This window comes from Flavobacterium sp. 2 (assembly GCF_049949195.1).
In the GTDB taxonomy this organism is placed as follows: domain Bacteria; phylum Bacteroidota; class Bacteroidia; order Flavobacteriales; family Flavobacteriaceae; genus Flavobacterium.
In genome coordinates this window covers 981,968-996,210 of sequence record NZ_CP188206.1, presented here as the reverse complement: position 1 = coordinate 996,210, position 14,243 = coordinate 981,968, and the positions used below count along the sequence as shown (strand labels likewise).

Annotated in this window: 13 protein-coding genes; 11 read left to right on the top strand and 2 right to left on the bottom strand. The window is 32.2% G+C overall.

The window, feature by feature from the left end; translation table 11 throughout:
* Positions 1 to 20 precede the first annotated feature (20 nt).
* The 4 genes from ACNFIH_RS04120 (at position 21) to ACNFIH_RS04105 (ending at position 5,838) form a co-directional block, all read left to right on the top strand.
* Complete coding sequence (locus tag ACNFIH_RS04120) at positions 21 to 953, top strand: PorP/SprF family type IX secretion system membrane protein (protein WP_426485612.1); 933 nt, start codon at positions 21 to 23, stop codon at positions 951 to 953.
* An 11-nt stretch (positions 954 to 964) separates the two neighbouring features.
* Positions 965 to 2,902: an OmpA family protein gene (locus ACNFIH_RS04115; RefSeq protein ID WP_426485611.1), complete on the top strand. Its 1,938-nt coding sequence runs from the start codon at positions 965 to 967 to the stop codon at positions 2,900 to 2,902.
* A gap of 247 nt (positions 2,903 to 3,149) precedes the next feature.
* The gene (ligA, locus tag ACNFIH_RS04110) at positions 3,150 to 5,156 is read left to right on the top strand and encodes an NAD-dependent DNA ligase LigA (protein WP_426485610.1); all 2,007 of its coding nucleotides are present in this window, start codon (positions 3,150 to 3,152) and stop codon (positions 5,154 to 5,156) included.
* Positions 5,143 to 5,838 (top strand): lysoplasmalogenase family protein, encoded by a 696-nt coding sequence (locus ACNFIH_RS04105; protein ID WP_142449289.1) that lies wholly within the window; start codon positions 5,143 to 5,145, stop codon positions 5,836 to 5,838. The genes ligA and ACNFIH_RS04105 overlap by 14 nt, the downstream gene beginning before the upstream one ends.
* Here the strand turns inward: ACNFIH_RS04105 and ACNFIH_RS04100 are convergent.
* Both ACNFIH_RS04100 and ACNFIH_RS04095 read right to left on the bottom strand, forming a co-directional pair.
* The gene (locus ACNFIH_RS04100) at positions 5,824 to 6,735 is read right to left on the bottom strand and encodes a bifunctional metallophosphatase/5'-nucleotidase (protein WP_426485609.1); all 912 of its coding nucleotides are present in this window, start codon (positions 6,733 to 6,735) and stop codon (positions 5,824 to 5,826) included. The genes ACNFIH_RS04105 and ACNFIH_RS04100 overlap by 15 nt on opposite strands.
* 52 nt (positions 6,736 to 6,787) lie before the next feature.
* Positions 6,788 to 7,567 carry a 5'-nucleotidase C-terminal domain-containing protein gene (locus ACNFIH_RS04095; RefSeq protein WP_426485608.1) on the bottom strand — a complete coding sequence of 260 codons (780 nt, stop codon included), beginning with the start codon at positions 7,565 to 7,567 and terminating at the stop codon, positions 6,788 to 6,790.
* Between the two features lie 47 nt (positions 7,568 to 7,614).
* On the opposite strand from ACNFIH_RS04095, the gene ACNFIH_RS04090 reads away from it, so the two are divergent.
* The 7 genes from ACNFIH_RS04090 to recN all read left to right on the top strand — a co-directional run bounded on the left by ACNFIH_RS04090 (position 7,615) and on the right by recN (position 14,157).
* Positions 7,615 to 8,127 (top strand): DUF6913 domain-containing protein, encoded by a 513-nt coding sequence (locus ACNFIH_RS04090; protein ID WP_426485607.1) that lies wholly within the window; start codon positions 7,615 to 7,617, stop codon positions 8,125 to 8,127.
* 15 nt (positions 8,128 to 8,142) lie between these two features.
* A complete protein-coding gene (dapA, locus tag ACNFIH_RS04085; protein ID WP_426485606.1) occupies positions 8,143 to 9,024 on the top strand; it encodes a 4-hydroxy-tetrahydrodipicolinate synthase in 882 nt (293 codons plus the stop codon).
* A gap of 135 nt (positions 9,025 to 9,159) precedes the next feature.
* Positions 9,160 to 9,954: an outer membrane protein assembly factor BamD gene (locus ACNFIH_RS04080; RefSeq protein WP_426485605.1), complete on the top strand. Its 795-nt coding sequence runs from the start codon at positions 9,160 to 9,162 to the stop codon at positions 9,952 to 9,954.
* An 8-nt stretch (positions 9,955 to 9,962) separates the two neighbouring features.
* On the top strand, positions 9,963 to 10,280 hold the full coding sequence (locus ACNFIH_RS04075) for a DNA-directed RNA polymerase subunit omega (protein ID WP_007807938.1): 318 nt from the start codon (positions 9,963 to 9,965) through the stop codon (positions 10,278 to 10,280).
* 10 nt (positions 10,281 to 10,290) lie between these two features.
* The gene (coaBC, locus tag ACNFIH_RS04070; protein ID WP_426485604.1) at positions 10,291 to 11,502 is read left to right on the top strand and encodes a bifunctional phosphopantothenoylcysteine decarboxylase/phosphopantothenate--cysteine ligase CoaBC; all 1,212 of its coding nucleotides are present in this window, start codon (positions 10,291 to 10,293) and stop codon (positions 11,500 to 11,502) included.
* A gap of 57 nt (positions 11,503 to 11,559) precedes the next feature.
* Positions 11,560 to 12,444: a DUF4835 family protein gene (locus ACNFIH_RS04065; RefSeq protein ID WP_426485603.1), complete on the top strand. Its 885-nt coding sequence runs from the start codon at positions 11,560 to 11,562 to the stop codon at positions 12,442 to 12,444.
* 60 nt (positions 12,445 to 12,504) lie between these two features.
* Positions 12,505 to 14,157 carry a DNA repair protein RecN gene (gene recN, locus ACNFIH_RS04060; RefSeq protein WP_426485602.1) on the top strand — a complete coding sequence of 551 codons (1,653 nt, stop codon included), beginning with the start codon at positions 12,505 to 12,507 and terminating at the stop codon, positions 14,155 to 14,157.
* Positions 14,158 to 14,243: the final 86 nt, after the last annotated feature.

Genomic DNA, 14,243 nt, shown 5'->3' with positions numbered 1-14,243 from the left:
TAAACTAAATAAGTATCGTTATGAAACTATATATAAAATCATTAGAAGCATATTTTATTCTAATATGCTCTTTTATCACAGTCTGTGCCAGTGCGCAGCAAGATCCTGAGTACACGCAGTATATGTACAACACAATGGCGGTAAATCCAGCGTATGCTGGGTCTACCGGAACATTAGAAGCAACACTTTTGCACCGTTCACAATGGGTTGGAATTTCTGGAGCACCAGAAACACAGTCTTTTTCAATTCACGCACCGCTTCGAAACGAGAAAGTTGGTTTAGGACTTAGCGTTGTCAATGACAAAATTGGTCCATCAAATGAACTTTATCTTGACGGAAACTTTTCTTATTCAATTCCGCTTGGATATGAAAAAAGATTAGCCTTCGGTTTGAAAGCAGGTATGAGAATGCTGAATGTAGATTGGTCAAAAGGGAGATATTACGATCCGAACGATGTTTTGCTAAACCAAAATATCGACAATCAGGCAAAATTAGCCGTTGGAGCCGGAATCTATTACTATACTGATAAATGGTATGTAGGAGCTTCAGTTCCTAGTTTCATCGAAAACAGTTATTACGATGATGTTCAGGAATCCATCGACTATGATCGTTTGCATTATTATTTCATGGGAGGTTACGTTTTTGATTTGAATCCAAATTTAAAATTCAAACCTGCATTTTTAGTGAAAGCAGTAAGTGGGGCTCCACTTACTGCTGATATATCGGCGAATTTTATGATTGCTGAAAAGTTTGTGATAGGAGGTTCATACAGAACAGATGATTCTGTGAGCATCTTGGCTGGTTTTCAGATTTCTAAAAGTTTTTATGTTGGATATGCTTTCGATTACACAGTCAGTGATCTGAATAAATACAACGACGGATCGCACGAAATCATTCTGCGTTATCAGTTCAATAAAGGCGAAAGTAAAATCAAATCTCCTCGATTCTTCTAAATCTAAAACCTATGAAAAAACTATATATCCTAAGTTTAGTCTTGAGCATTACATTTAGTTTTGCTCAAAAGACTAATTTAAAGAAAGCCGATGCGCTGTTTAGAAATTTTGCTTATGCAGATGCATCAAAGGCTTACGAAGAAATTTTGCAAAACAGCAAAAATCCATCGACACAAACGTTGAAGAACGCAGCCGACTCGTATTATTTTATTTCCGATGAAAGAAATGCTTTAAAATGGTACAAAAAACTGTACGAAGCGCAAGGAAATAATTTAACCGATATTTACTACTTGCGTTATATTCAGTCACTGAAAGGAGTTATGGATTATGATGATGCTGATAAAATGACAAAAGAGTATTTGACTAAAAAAGGTGATCAAAAAGAGGTGAACCGTTATCTTGCTCAGAAAAAACTGCTTGATAGTTTGTCTAAAGCGAAACCACTTTACACAATCAAAAATCTTGATATTAATACAAGCAAATCTGATTTTGGTGCTACTTTTTTTCAGGACAGAATCGTGTTTACATCTGCCAGAGATACAACAAAATTTAGCGAAAAGTTATATACTTGGAACAATCAGCCTTTTCTGAATCTTTATTTATCCGAAAGAAATCCAGCTGATGGAAGTTTGTTCAACGAAACATTATTTCTTCCAAATGTAATGACAAAGTATCATGAAGCAACAGCCTCTTTCGATGCCAGCGGAAAAACAATTTATTATTCGACAAACATTGTCAAAAAGAATAAATTAGTTATTGATGAAAGCAAAACCAATAATTTTCAGATTGTTAAAGGAAGTATTGTAAACAATAAATTAGAAAATCCGCAAAAACTTTTCTTTGACAATGATGATTATTCAGTTGGACATCCTTCTTTAAGTGAAGATGGAAAATGGCTTTTCTTTGCCTCTGATATGAGCGGAGGAATTGGTGAAACCGATTTGTATTATGTGAAAATCGCTGACGACGGAACAATGAGTTCTCCGTTAAATCTTGGACCAAAAATCAACACGCTTGGAAATGAAGTTTTTCCATATTTCCGAAACGGAAAACTTTATTTTTCTTCTGATGGACATTATGGCTTAGGAGATTTGGATGTTTACGAAAGCAAACTTTTACCTGACGGAACTTTCTCTGATCCAGTAAATTTAGGTGCTCCAATTAATAGTAATAAAGACGATTTTACTTTTATAATTGACAGCGCTGAAACTTATGGTTATGTTTCATCGAACAGAGCAGGAGGTAAAGGCGATGATGATATTTACTCATTTGTAAAAGGAAAACCAGTTTGCAACCAGAGTATTTCGGGTATGGCAATAGATAAAAAGACTAGATTGCCGCTTACAGATGTTTCAATTATGGCATATAATTCATATACCGAAATTCTTGGGGAAACTAAAACAAATTTTGAAGGTAAATACGCCATCGAAGTGCCTTGCGGAAAAACAGTAAAAATGATTGCCGCAAAACCAAATTACGCAAGTGATGAAAAAACCGTTGAAACGACTAAAGAAAACGGAGGAGAAATTAAAGACGTTAATTTTGAATTGAGTAATTATGACGATTTGGTAGTGAAAAGCAAAGGTGTTGAAAAAGTGGATGTAAAACCAATTTACTTCGATTACGACAAATATGATATTACGCCATTGGCAATTGAAGAATTGACAAAAGTAGTTTTCATCATGCAAAAATTTCCAAACATCAAAATCAAGATCGAATCTCATACAGATTCACGCGGAAAAGACTCATACAACTTAAAACTTTCAGATAATAGAGCCAAATCAACCCGAGATTATATTGTTTCTCAAGGAATTGATGCTTCTCGAATTGAAAGCGCAAAAGGTTACGGAGAAAGTAGGTTAATTAATAAATGCAAAAATGGTGTAAAATGTACCGAAGAAGAGCATTTGTTAAATAGACGTTCTGACTTTATCATTATCCAAAAATAGTTTTATATTTGCATGCTAATTATTTGATTATCAGTGTAAAGATATAAAACGAAGAAACCATTTGGAAGTTGGTTTTGTTTAATTCTTTTTTAAGAATAATGGACAAGAAGAAAATCAAGTCGCATTTTTTTGTGACTTGATTTTTGATTTTTTAAAACTTTTATTTTTTGATGTTTTTCAACGAAAATAATTATCTAATTTTGATGTTTCAGTATTTCTAAATTAATTGGCATCATTTTAATATCCTATGAGTATTCAAGAAACTATTCAAACTTTAAGAGACGAACTTAACCAGCACAATTACAATTATTATGTGCTTGATAATGCTACTATTTCGGACTATGATTTCGATAGAAAATTAAAAGAGCTTCAGGATTTAGAAAACAAACACCCCGAATTTTTTGACGAACATTCACCTACGCAGCGAGTTGGAGGAGCAATTACTAAAAATTTTAAAACAATTGCACACCAATATCGCATGTATTCTTTGGATAATTCCTATTCTAAAGAAGATTTACTGGATTGGGAAAACCGAATTCAAAGAGTTTTAGGTAATGTTAAATTAGAATATACCTGCGAATTAAAATATGACGGAGCTTCAATAAGTATTACTTACGAAAACGGAAAACTAGTTCAGGCGTTAACACGTGGAGATGGTTTTCAGGGTGATGAGGTAACAAATAATATCAAAACCATAAAATCAGTTCCGTTGCAATTAAAAGGAAATTATCCTGAAAAATTTGATATCAGAGGAGAAATAATTTTGCCGTATGCAGGTTTCGAAAAAATGAACCAGGAATTGATTGAAATTGGAGAAACACCTTATTCAAATCCAAGAAATACAGCTTCTGGAAGTTTAAAACTTCAAGATAGTGCTGAGGTTGCTAAGCGTCCGTTGGAATGTCTATTATATTTTGTAACCGGAAATAATTTGCCGTTTTCTTCTCAGTTTGAAGGATTGGAATCGGCGAGAAAATGGGGATTTAAAGTTCCGAGTGAAGCAAAATTAGTCGATAATATGAACGAGGTTTTTGATTTTATCGATTATTGGGATACGCACAGACATAATTTACCTTACGAAACTGATGGTGTTGTAATAAAAGTAAACAACATTCAATATCAGGAAGAATTGGGTTATACAGCAAAATCTCCACGTTGGGCAATTGCGTATAAATTTAAAGCAGAACAGGTATCGACGAAATTAAATTCAATTTCGTATCAAGTTGGACGCACGGGAGCAATTACTCCGGTAGCCAATTTAGCGCCTGTTCAATTAGCGGGAACGATTGTAAAAAGAGCTTCTTTGCATAATGCAGACCAAATTGAAAAATTAGATATTAGAATAAATGACACTGTTTTTGTTGAAAAGGGAGGAGAGATCATTCCAAAAATTATTGCAGTAGATTTAGATAAACGACCAGAAAATTCAGAAAAAACAGAATATATTACTCATTGTCCTGAATGTCAGACGGAATTAGTTAGAAACGAAGGCGAAGCCAATCATTATTGTCCAAATTTCTACGGATGCCCTCCACAGATTATTGGGCGCGTACAGCATTATATTTCAAGAAAAGCAATGGATATTGAAGGTCTTGGAGGAGAAACAGTTGCTTTGCTTTTCAAAAATGATTTAGTGCATAATTATGCCGATTTGTATGAATTAAAAGTCGAAGATATTTTGCACTTGGAAAGAATGGCGCAAAAATCTGCGGAGAACTTAGTAAACGGTGTTGAAAAATCGAAAGAAATTCCTTTTGAAAGTGTTCTTTTTGCACTCGGAATCCGTTTTGTAGGTGAAACCGTTGCTAAAAAATTGGCCAAACATTATAAAAATATCGATGCTTTAAGCCAGGCTTCTTTAATGGATTTGATTTTAGTGGATGAAATTGGTGAACGAATTGCTAAAAGCGTAATCGAATTTTTTGAAAATGAAGAAAATAAACGAATAATTGAGCGCTTAAAAAATTATGGTGTTCAATTTGAAATAGTAGAAAAAATTAACCCCAACGCTACAGAAAAATTCATCGGAAAAACATTTGTCGTTTCAGGCGTATTTGAAAAGTTTTCAAGAGATGAACTAAAGAAAACAATCGAAGATAATGGTGGAAAAGTAGGAAGTTCAATTTCCGCGAAAACAGATTTTGTTGTCGCAGGTGATAATATGGGACCGGCAAAATTAGAAAAAGCCAATAAATTAAATATTCCTATATTGTCAGAGGAAGAATTTATAAGTAAATTAAATGAAAGCGAATAAACCGTCTTTGATTTTATTCTTTGTAGCATTATTGTTTACAATTATTTTAGATTGCACGAGACAGGATATTTTGGCGATTTATGCTAAAGCTGTCGTGCTTCCAGCTATTTTTTTCTATTTTATTATCAGTAGTGATTTCAAAATAGGAAAAACAGAAGGCTTGATCTTTTTCTTTTGTTTTATAGGTCAAGTTTTTGATCTCATGGATGTTGAGATTTCAGAACTAGGAGGAGTAATAAGCTTTTTAATTGTTTACTTGCTGATTTTAAAGCTTTTTATAATAGACCACGAAAGAATAAAATTAAGAAGAAAAGATATTCTTCCGGTTTCTATCGTGGTCATATTTCTTGTCTATTTGTTGGTTTCCGTACTAAGTCTTCAATTGGATAATATGAAAAAGTTTAATTGGCTTTATACTTTTTATGGAATAGTACTGAGCGTTATGAGTTATTATTCGTTTGTAACATATATTACCAAAGGAACTCATTTGGCTCTTTTAATGTCTTTGATGGCTGTTAGTTATATTTTTTCGGACATTTTTTATATTTTCAATGAATATTTTTCCTATTCAGTAGTTTTAGTTTTGATTCGTGATGTTACACAAATTTTGGGCTACTACTTTATGGTCGAATACTTTCTTGAAAAAACAAAAATGCACAAAAAAATGCTATACAATAATTGATTTTCCTTGATTCGTATGATTTTTGTTTTTATCAAAGTAAAAATCAATTCGGCCTAAATTTATTCCATAACAACCTACCTGATTAACTAAAACTTTCTCGCCAGCTTTATTTTTTACAATAGTTGGTTTATCAAGAAAAGTATGAGTGTGACCTCCAATGATTAAATCAATATCTTGTGTAAGTTCAGCCAATTTTAAATCGGAGATTTTCGTTGGTTCATCCTTATAATTGTAACCAAGGTGTGATAAGCAGATAACCAAATCACATTTTTCCTCTTTTTTTAATAATTGAGTCATGTCCTGAGCAATTTCTACAGGATCATTGTATACTGTTTCTTTATACATTTGCTTGTCAACCAAACCGTCAAGTTCAATTCCTAAACCAAAAACGCCAACTTTAATTCCGTTTTTATTGAAAATTTTATAAGGCTTCACAAGTCCGTTCATGACCGTATTTTTAAAGTCATAATTAGAATTGATGAATTCAAATTTAGCATGTGGCATTTGAGCATATAAACCATCCAGACCATTGTCAAAATCATGATTTCCAATAGTTGAAGCATCATATTTCATCATGCTCATCAATTTGAATTCCAATTCGCCTCCATAATAGTTAAAATAAGGAGTTCCTTGAAAAATATCTCCGGCATCCAATAAAAGTACATTTGGATTTTCCTGGCGAATGGTCTCTATAAGAGCTGCACGTCTAGATACACCTCCTTTATTTGCATTACGAGGGTCATCAGCAGGAAAAGGATCTATATGGCTGTGTACATCATTTGTATGTAAAATAGTCAGGTGTTTTATATCGTTAGTTTCAAAACTGCTTAATGACAAACCTAAACTTAATAAGGCTGTACTTGCAGCAGTTTTTTCAATAAATTCTCTTCTTTTCATTGGATATATTTTTTGCGTAAACGCTAGTATAATTTTATTTTTTCTTGAATGCTTATTCTTCTGTAATTCTGATGTCTTTTGGAACCGGAATTGTATCAACTTCTTTGAAATAATCGATTAAAACATTTCGAAGTTTATAATTTAAATCATATTTCTCAACACTTTTACCAAAGAAGTTCATGTTATCACCTCTATTAGCAAGGTAATCGTTAGTAGCAACATAATAAATTTTATTTAGATCAAGAGGTTTTCCCTGAACCATAATATTTTTAGCTGTTTTGTCTTTTGCAATTGTAAACGTCATTCCAGACAACGGCTGTGCTTTTTTCTCCTTAATAATATAAGCAGCTATTTCTTGAACTTGTTCCCCTTTTAAACCTAGAACAACCAAATTATTTTCAAAAGGCATAATTTCAAAAGCAGTTCTTGTGGTCACATTTCCTTTTGGTAAAATAGCACGAATTCCGCCATGGTTTAATAAACAAAGATCAATTGTTTTATTTTCACGTTGTTTAAAAACCAAATTTCCTCTTTGTACACAAACGTCAGCCATTAAAGATCCAATTGCTGTTTGCCATTTTCCGTTGCTTTTATCCAGAGTCTCAGGACAATAAGCTAAAACGCTGTCTAAATCCTTATTAATATGATCGCGATAAGGCTTGATAAAGTTTTCAATTTCAGGAGTTTGAGCTCCTTTTTCTGTTATAGGAAGCTGTTTTCCTTCGATCTTAGTTAAACTGTAGTTTTTTGGGCTACATGAAAAAATAAAAAATAGTGTTAAGAATATAACAAAAAGTTTTAAAAATCCGTTATACTTTTTTAGTTTTACCATCTTAAATGCGACTTAAATAATTAATTTTGTAATCTGGTAAAAATACTATGTTTTTAAATTATATAAAGGAATTATTTGTAAAAAAATCATTAAAAAATAATCTGAATATTGTCAAAAACGAAGTTTTTACAAGCGACATACAAACAATTGGTTTATTGATAGATGAAAGTAACTTTCGTCATTCAAAAGAGTTGTTCAATGAGTTTTCCCTTTACGGAATTGCTTCTGAAAACATAAAAATTGTAGCGTATAGAGATAAATTGAAGAAGAAAAAAACGTACTCGAGACCAACTTTTAGTAAAAAACAGATTAATTGGAGGGGAGAAATTACAGAAAGTTTTTTGAATGAATTTATCGAAACAGAATTTGATCTGTTGATTAGTTATTATGAAAGCGAAAAGCCAATTTTGATGATGGTCACCAGCAAGTCAAAAGCAAAATTCAAAATTGGATTTTCAGCGGTGGATAAAAAATTAAACCGATGGATGATAGAGACGGAAATGGAGAATTATAAAATATTTGTTTCCGAATTATTTAGGTATTTAAAAAGTTTAAAATAAAATATAAATTAAAATATGCAATCATTAATAGGAACTGGTGTTGCACTTGTAACTCCATTTAAAAAAGACTTTTCAGTTGATATCGAAGCTTTGCAGCGTATCGTTAATTTTTCGATTGACGGAGGAGTTGAATATCTTGTGGTTATGGGAACAACAGCAGAAAATGCGACCTTGACTCAAGCCGAAAAAGAGTTGGTTATCAGTACAGTAATCGATGTAAATAAGGGAAGATTGCCTTTAGTTCTTGGAGTAGGAGGAAATAATACAACGCAAATTGTTGAAGAATTAAAGACAGGTGATTTTTCAGCTTTTGAAGCTATTCTTTCTGTTTCTCCTTATTATAATAAACCAACTCAGGAAGGAATTTATCAGCATTTCAAAGCAATTGCTGAGGCTTCTCCAATTCCAGTAATTTTATATAACGTTCCGGGAAGAACTTCTAGTAATATGCTTCCGTCAACAGTAATTCGTCTGGCAAATGATTTTAGCAATGTTGTTGCTATAAAAGAAGCTGCCGGAGATATGGCTCAGGCTTTACAATTGATTAAAAATGCACCAAAAGATTTCTTGGTAATTTCTGGAGATGACATGATTGCGTTGCCGATTGTTTTAGCAGGTGGAGCAGGTGTAATTTCAGTAATTGGACAAGGTTATCCAAAAGAATTTTCTGAAATGATCCGTTTAGGACTGAACAGAAAAGTAAATGAAGCATTTAAAACACAATATTTTTTATCAGATTGTATTGATATGATTTTTGAGCAAGGAAATCCTGCCGGAATCAAGCAAGTTTTTCAAGCCCTTGGAATTGCTGACAATACAGTGCGTTTGCCTTTGGTTTCTGTTGATGATTCTTTAGCAGCAAGATTAAATGATTTTGTAAAAAACAGCATTAAATAATTGTTAAAGTGTTAGTATTTTAAGATACTAAAAAATTATTTTGCAGTCGCTAAATTAATGACTAAATTTGCCACCGAAACTTCGGTGTGATTTAGCTTTGGCAATTGTCTGAGAAATCATAATAAAAGTAAGAAAATGAAAAAAATAGTATCATTATTAATTGTTGTTGCCCTTTTTTGTTCTTGTAGTGATTACCAAAAGGTATTAAAAAATGAAGATGTTGCAGCAAAATTTGAAATGGCAACAAAAATGTATGATGCAGGGAAATATTCAAAAGCAATTCGTCTTTTTGAGCAATTAGCGCCTTCATATAGAGGTAAGCCACAGGCTGAAAAGCTTTTTTATATGTTTTCACAATCTTATTATAAGACACATCAGTATTATTTAGCTGGTTATCAATTTGAAAGTTTCGTTTCAGGTTATCCTCGTAGTGAAAAAGTACAGGAAGCAGCATTTTTAGGTGCGTATAGTTATTCAAAATTAGCTCCTGTTTACAGTTTAGATCAGGCAGATACAGTAAAAGCTTTAGAGAAATTACAGGCTTTTATTGATAATTATCCAAATTCTGAGTATATCGCTCAGGCAAATGAGTCTGTAAAAGTTTTAAATGGTAAATTGGAGAAAAAAGCATATGAAAATGCTAAAGGATATAACACAATTTCAGATTATAAATCAGCCTTAGTTGCATTTGACAATTTTATTGCTGATTTCCCTGGAACTCCATTAAAAGAAGATGCACTGTTTTATAAATATGATTCAGCCTATAAATTGGCTATAAACAGTATTCCACAAAAAATGGAAGAACGCTTAAATGTTGCAAAAGTGGCTTACAATAACTTGATTAAGTTTAAAAGCGATACAAAATACAAAAAAGAGGCAGACGAAATGTATGCCCGAGTTGAAACAGATTTACAAAAATATACTAAATAAATAAAGTCATGGATTTAAAAAAGACGAATGCTCCTGTAAACACAATAACTTACAATAAAACAGTTATTGAAGAGCCAACAGGAAATGTGTATGAAGCAATTACCATTATGGCTAAAAGAGCAAATCAAATTAATTCTGAAATCAAAAAAGAATTAACTGAGAAATTAGAAGAATTTGCGACTTACAATGATAGTCTTGAAGAAGTTTTTGAAAATAAAGAGCAAATTGAAGTTTCTAAATTTTACGAAAAATTACCAAAACCACATGCTTTAGCTGTTCAAGAATGGTTAGACGGTAAAACTTACCACAGAGGTTCAAACAAATAATATAGTATAAATGTCAGTTTTAAACGGGAAAAAAATTTTACTAGGAGTTTCTGGTGGAATTGCAGCCTATAAAACAGCCTCATTAGTACGACTTTTTATAAAAGCAGGTGCACATGTCCAAGTGATAATGACACCTGCTTCTAAGGATTTTGTAACTCCATTAACGTTATCTACGTTATCAAAAAATCCTGTACATTCCAGTTTCTTTAATGAAGATGATCAAGATGCTGTCTGGAACAATCACGTTGATTTAGCACTTTGGGCTGATTTCATGTTAATTGCTCCGGCAACTGCTAATACGTTGTCGAAAATGGCAACGGGAAATTGTGATAATTTATTAATTGCTACTTATTTATCGGCTAAATGTCCTGTCTATTTTGCACCCGCAATGGATTTGGATATGTATAAACATCCTTCAACTTTATCTAGTTTTGCTGCTTTAAAACAATTTGGCAATATTATGATTCCTGCTGAAAGTGGTGAGCTGGCAAGTGGTTTATCTGGAGAAGGCCGAATGGCTGAACCTGAGAATATTGTAGCTTTTCTTGAAGCTGATTTGCAAAGTAAACTTCCGTTAGTAGGGAAAAAAATACTAATTACTGCTGGTCCAACATACGAAGCGATAGATCCTGTACGTTTTATAGGAAATCATTCATCTGGAAAGATGGGTTTTGATATCGCAAATGAAGCTGTAAAATTAGGTGCACAAGTAATTTTAGTTGCTGGTCCAACTCATTTTAAAGCAAAAAGCAGTTTAGTTCAAGTAATAAATGTGGTCTCAGCGCAGGAAATGTACGATGCGTGCCATTTATATTATAATGATGTAGATGTGGCTATTGCGGCGGCAGCTGTGGCAGATTACAAGCCAAAAGTAGTGGCTTCGCAGAAAATTAAAAAAGCTGCGGAAGAATTTTCAATAGAACTTGAGAAAACAAAAGATATTTTAGCTTCGTTAGGAGTAATAAAAAAAGAGCAGTTTTTAATTGGATTTGCTTTAGAAACTCAAAATGAAATTGAAAATGCCAAGCTGAAAATTCAGAAAAAAAACTTAGATTTGATAGTTCTTAATTCCTTGCAGGATGAAGGTGCAGGTTTTAAAAAAGAAACCAATAAAGTTACTTTTATTGATAAAGATTTTAAAATTGAGCCAATGGAATTAAAATCAAAAGAGTCTGTTGCTGTTGATATTTTAAACAAAGTGATTTTGCATTTTACGAAATAATAGCTTTTTTAAAATAGAGTATCAACATCAATTTTACATCAACACAAATCTTTTTTTATGAATAAAGCAGTTACATTTTTAATGTTTTTAATTTTTGGCTTTACTCAGGCGCAACAGCTAAATTGTATTGTAACAATTAATACTGAAAGGCTTCCAAATCCCAATCAGCAGGTTTTTAAAACGCTTCAGACTTCATTGTCAGAATTTGTAAATAAAACAGATTGGACAGGCTCAGTTTTAAAACAAAATGAACGTATAAATTGCTCGATGTATATTACGTTGTCTTCAAACAGTTCGGATCAGTTTACTGGAACTATTCAGGTTCAATCTTCACGATTAATTTTTAATTCGACATATTCTTCTCCAGTACTAAATTATAATGATAAAGATTTTAGTTTTAGGTACACTGAATACGAACCTTTGCTTTTTAATCCGACTACTTTTGAATCAAATCTGGTTTCTGTAGTTTCTTTTTACAGCTACTTGATTTTAGGAATGGATGCTGATACATTTCAATTGGGAGCCGGAAATCAATATCTTCAAACGGCACAAAATATAGCAAATGTTGCCCAGCAAGGCGGTTTTAAAGGTTGGAGTCAAGCTGACGGAATTCAAAATCGCTATTATTTAATAACAGATATGATTTCACCAATGTATAGCGATTTGCGCCAAGCTACTTTTATGTATCACTCTGGATTAGATACTATGAGTGATGATTTAAAAGGAGCAAAGGAAAAAATTAAAGCGTCTTTATTACTAATTGGAAGATTTAATAGTGTTAAACCAAATGCCTTTTTGACCAGAGTTTTCTTTGATGCAAAATCAGATGAGATTACTTCGATTTTTTCAGGCGGTCCTAGCATTACGGTTACAGATTTAACCGATGTTCTCAATAAAGTTTCACCATTGAATAGTACAAAATGGTCACAAATTAAGTTTTAGTTGGTTTTTTAGTCTTACTTTTACTTTCAACAATAACTTTTATATCCTCAAATTTATTTTATGATTACTTCGCTGTCGATTAAAAATTATGCTTTGATTGAAAAACTCTCTATTGATTTTTCAAAAGGATTTTCAATAATTACAGGTGAAACAGGAGCTGGAAAATCTATTATTTTAGGAGCTTTGGGGCTAGTTTTAGGAAAAAGAGCCGATTTAACTTCTTTAAAAAACAAAGAAGAAAAATGTATAATTGAAGCCCAGTTTGAAATTTCAAAATATAACTTAAAGGAATTTTTTGAAGCAAATGATTTGGATTATGAAGATGAAACAATCATTCGACGTGAAATTTTGCCTTCAGGAAAATCTCGTGCTTTTATAAATGATAGTCCCGTAAATCTTCAGGAACTACAAGATTTAAGTCTGTTTTTAATTGATATCCACTCACAGCAACAAACTCAGGAATTGTCTGATGAAAGTGTTCAGTTTAAAATAATTGATGCCATTGCAAATAATGGAGATGTTATTTTGGATTATCAAAAATTGCTTAAAACATACAAATCAGATAAATCAAAATTGAATGCTTTATTAAAAAAACAAAGCGATTCAGGAAAAGAGCAAGAATATAATACGTATTTATTAAATGAACTAGTTTCAGCTAAATTAAAATCAGGTGAACAAGAAGAACTTGAAGCCGATTTTGAAAAATTAAATAATGTTGAGATTATAAAAGAGTCTATTGATAAATCCCTTGCAATTGCAAATGAAGAGCAATTCGGTTTATTGCATAATTTAAATGAAGTGAAAATTTCGCTTCAAAAAATAGCGCCATTTTCTGCTGAATATCAAGGTTTGTTTGATAGAATTTCAAGTTTAACAATTGAGTTTGATGATGTTTCGAAAGAACTTCAAAATTGTTCGGAGAAATTATTGAACGATCCAGCACAATTAGAATTGATTAGTCAAAAACTGCAATTGATTTATAATCTTCAAAAGAAACATCAGGTTTCTTCAGTTGAGGAACTAATTCAAATTGAAACCGAATTGAGCAACACGGTTTTAGAATTAGGTAATATTGAAGAAGAAATAGCTTCATTATCAAAAATAATTGAGCAGAAAGTAATTGAATTAGATGCTTTTTCTAAAACAATTCATGAAAATAGATCCAACGCAATTCCGGTTTTATCAAATAAATTGATTTCTATTTTAGAAACTTTAGGAATGCCGAATGTGCGTTTTAATATCGAACTTTTGCCATCAGAAACGTATTTCTCAAATGGTAAAGATGAACTTCAGTTTTTGTTTTCTGCAAATAAAGGAACCGACTTTGGATTACTTAAGAAAGTAGCGTCAGGCGGGGAGATGTCTCGTATTATGCTGGCTGTAAAAGCAATTTTGGCACAATATTCAAAACTTCCAACATTGATTTTTGACGAAATTGATACAGGAGTTTCTGGTGAAATCGCTATTAGAATGGGCGAAATCATGAAAGAAATGAGTACATCGATGCAAATTTTTGCAATAACGCACTTACCTCAAATTGCGGCAAAAGGAGATTCTCATTTTAAAGTTTTTAAATCAACTGTCGATGACGACACACAATCAGAATTAAAGCTTCTGTCTCAGGACGAAAGAGTTATCGAAATTGCTCAAATGTTATCTGGTGCAGTTGTTTCGGATTCGGCTTTAAATCATGCGAAGGCCTTGTTGAACTAAAGAAATACTTTATATTTGTCATCTAAAAACGAATTAAACAAAGCTAAAATAAGTTAATCAATTGTCTTAATTGGCAATTGCTATAA

Coding starts and splice junctions, on each gene's coding strand:
- ACNFIH_RS04120 (WP_426485612.1), top strand. CDS start 21: ATGAAACTATATATAAAATCATTAGAAGCATATTTTATTCTAATATGC.
- ACNFIH_RS04115 (WP_426485611.1), top strand. CDS start 965: ATGAAAAAACTATATATCCTAAGTTTAGTCTTGAGCATTACATTTAGT.
- ligA (WP_426485610.1), top strand. CDS start 3,150: ATGAGTATTCAAGAAACTATTCAAACTTTAAGAGACGAACTTAACCAG.
- ACNFIH_RS04105 (WP_142449289.1), top strand. CDS start 5,143: ATGAAAGCGAATAAACCGTCTTTGATTTTATTCTTTGTAGCATTATTG.
- ACNFIH_RS04100 (WP_426485609.1), bottom strand. CDS start 6,735: ATGAAAAGAAGAGAATTTATTGAAAAAACTGCTGCAAGTACAGCCTTA.
- ACNFIH_RS04095 (WP_426485608.1), bottom strand. CDS start 7,567: ATGGTAAAACTAAAAAAGTATAACGGATTTTTAAAACTTTTTGTTATA.
- ACNFIH_RS04090 (WP_426485607.1), top strand. CDS start 7,615: ATGTTTTTAAATTATATAAAGGAATTATTTGTAAAAAAATCATTAAAA.
- dapA (WP_426485606.1), top strand. CDS start 8,143: ATGCAATCATTAATAGGAACTGGTGTTGCACTTGTAACTCCATTTAAA.
- ACNFIH_RS04080 (WP_426485605.1), top strand. CDS start 9,160: ATGAAAAAAATAGTATCATTATTAATTGTTGTTGCCCTTTTTTGTTCT.
- ACNFIH_RS04075 (WP_007807938.1), top strand. CDS start 9,963: ATGGATTTAAAAAAGACGAATGCTCCTGTAAACACAATAACTTACAAT.
- coaBC (WP_426485604.1), top strand. CDS start 10,291: ATGTCAGTTTTAAACGGGAAAAAAATTTTACTAGGAGTTTCTGGTGGA.
- ACNFIH_RS04065 (WP_426485603.1), top strand. CDS start 11,560: ATGAATAAAGCAGTTACATTTTTAATGTTTTTAATTTTTGGCTTTACT.
- recN (WP_426485602.1), top strand. CDS start 12,505: ATGATTACTTCGCTGTCGATTAAAAATTATGCTTTGATTGAAAAACTC.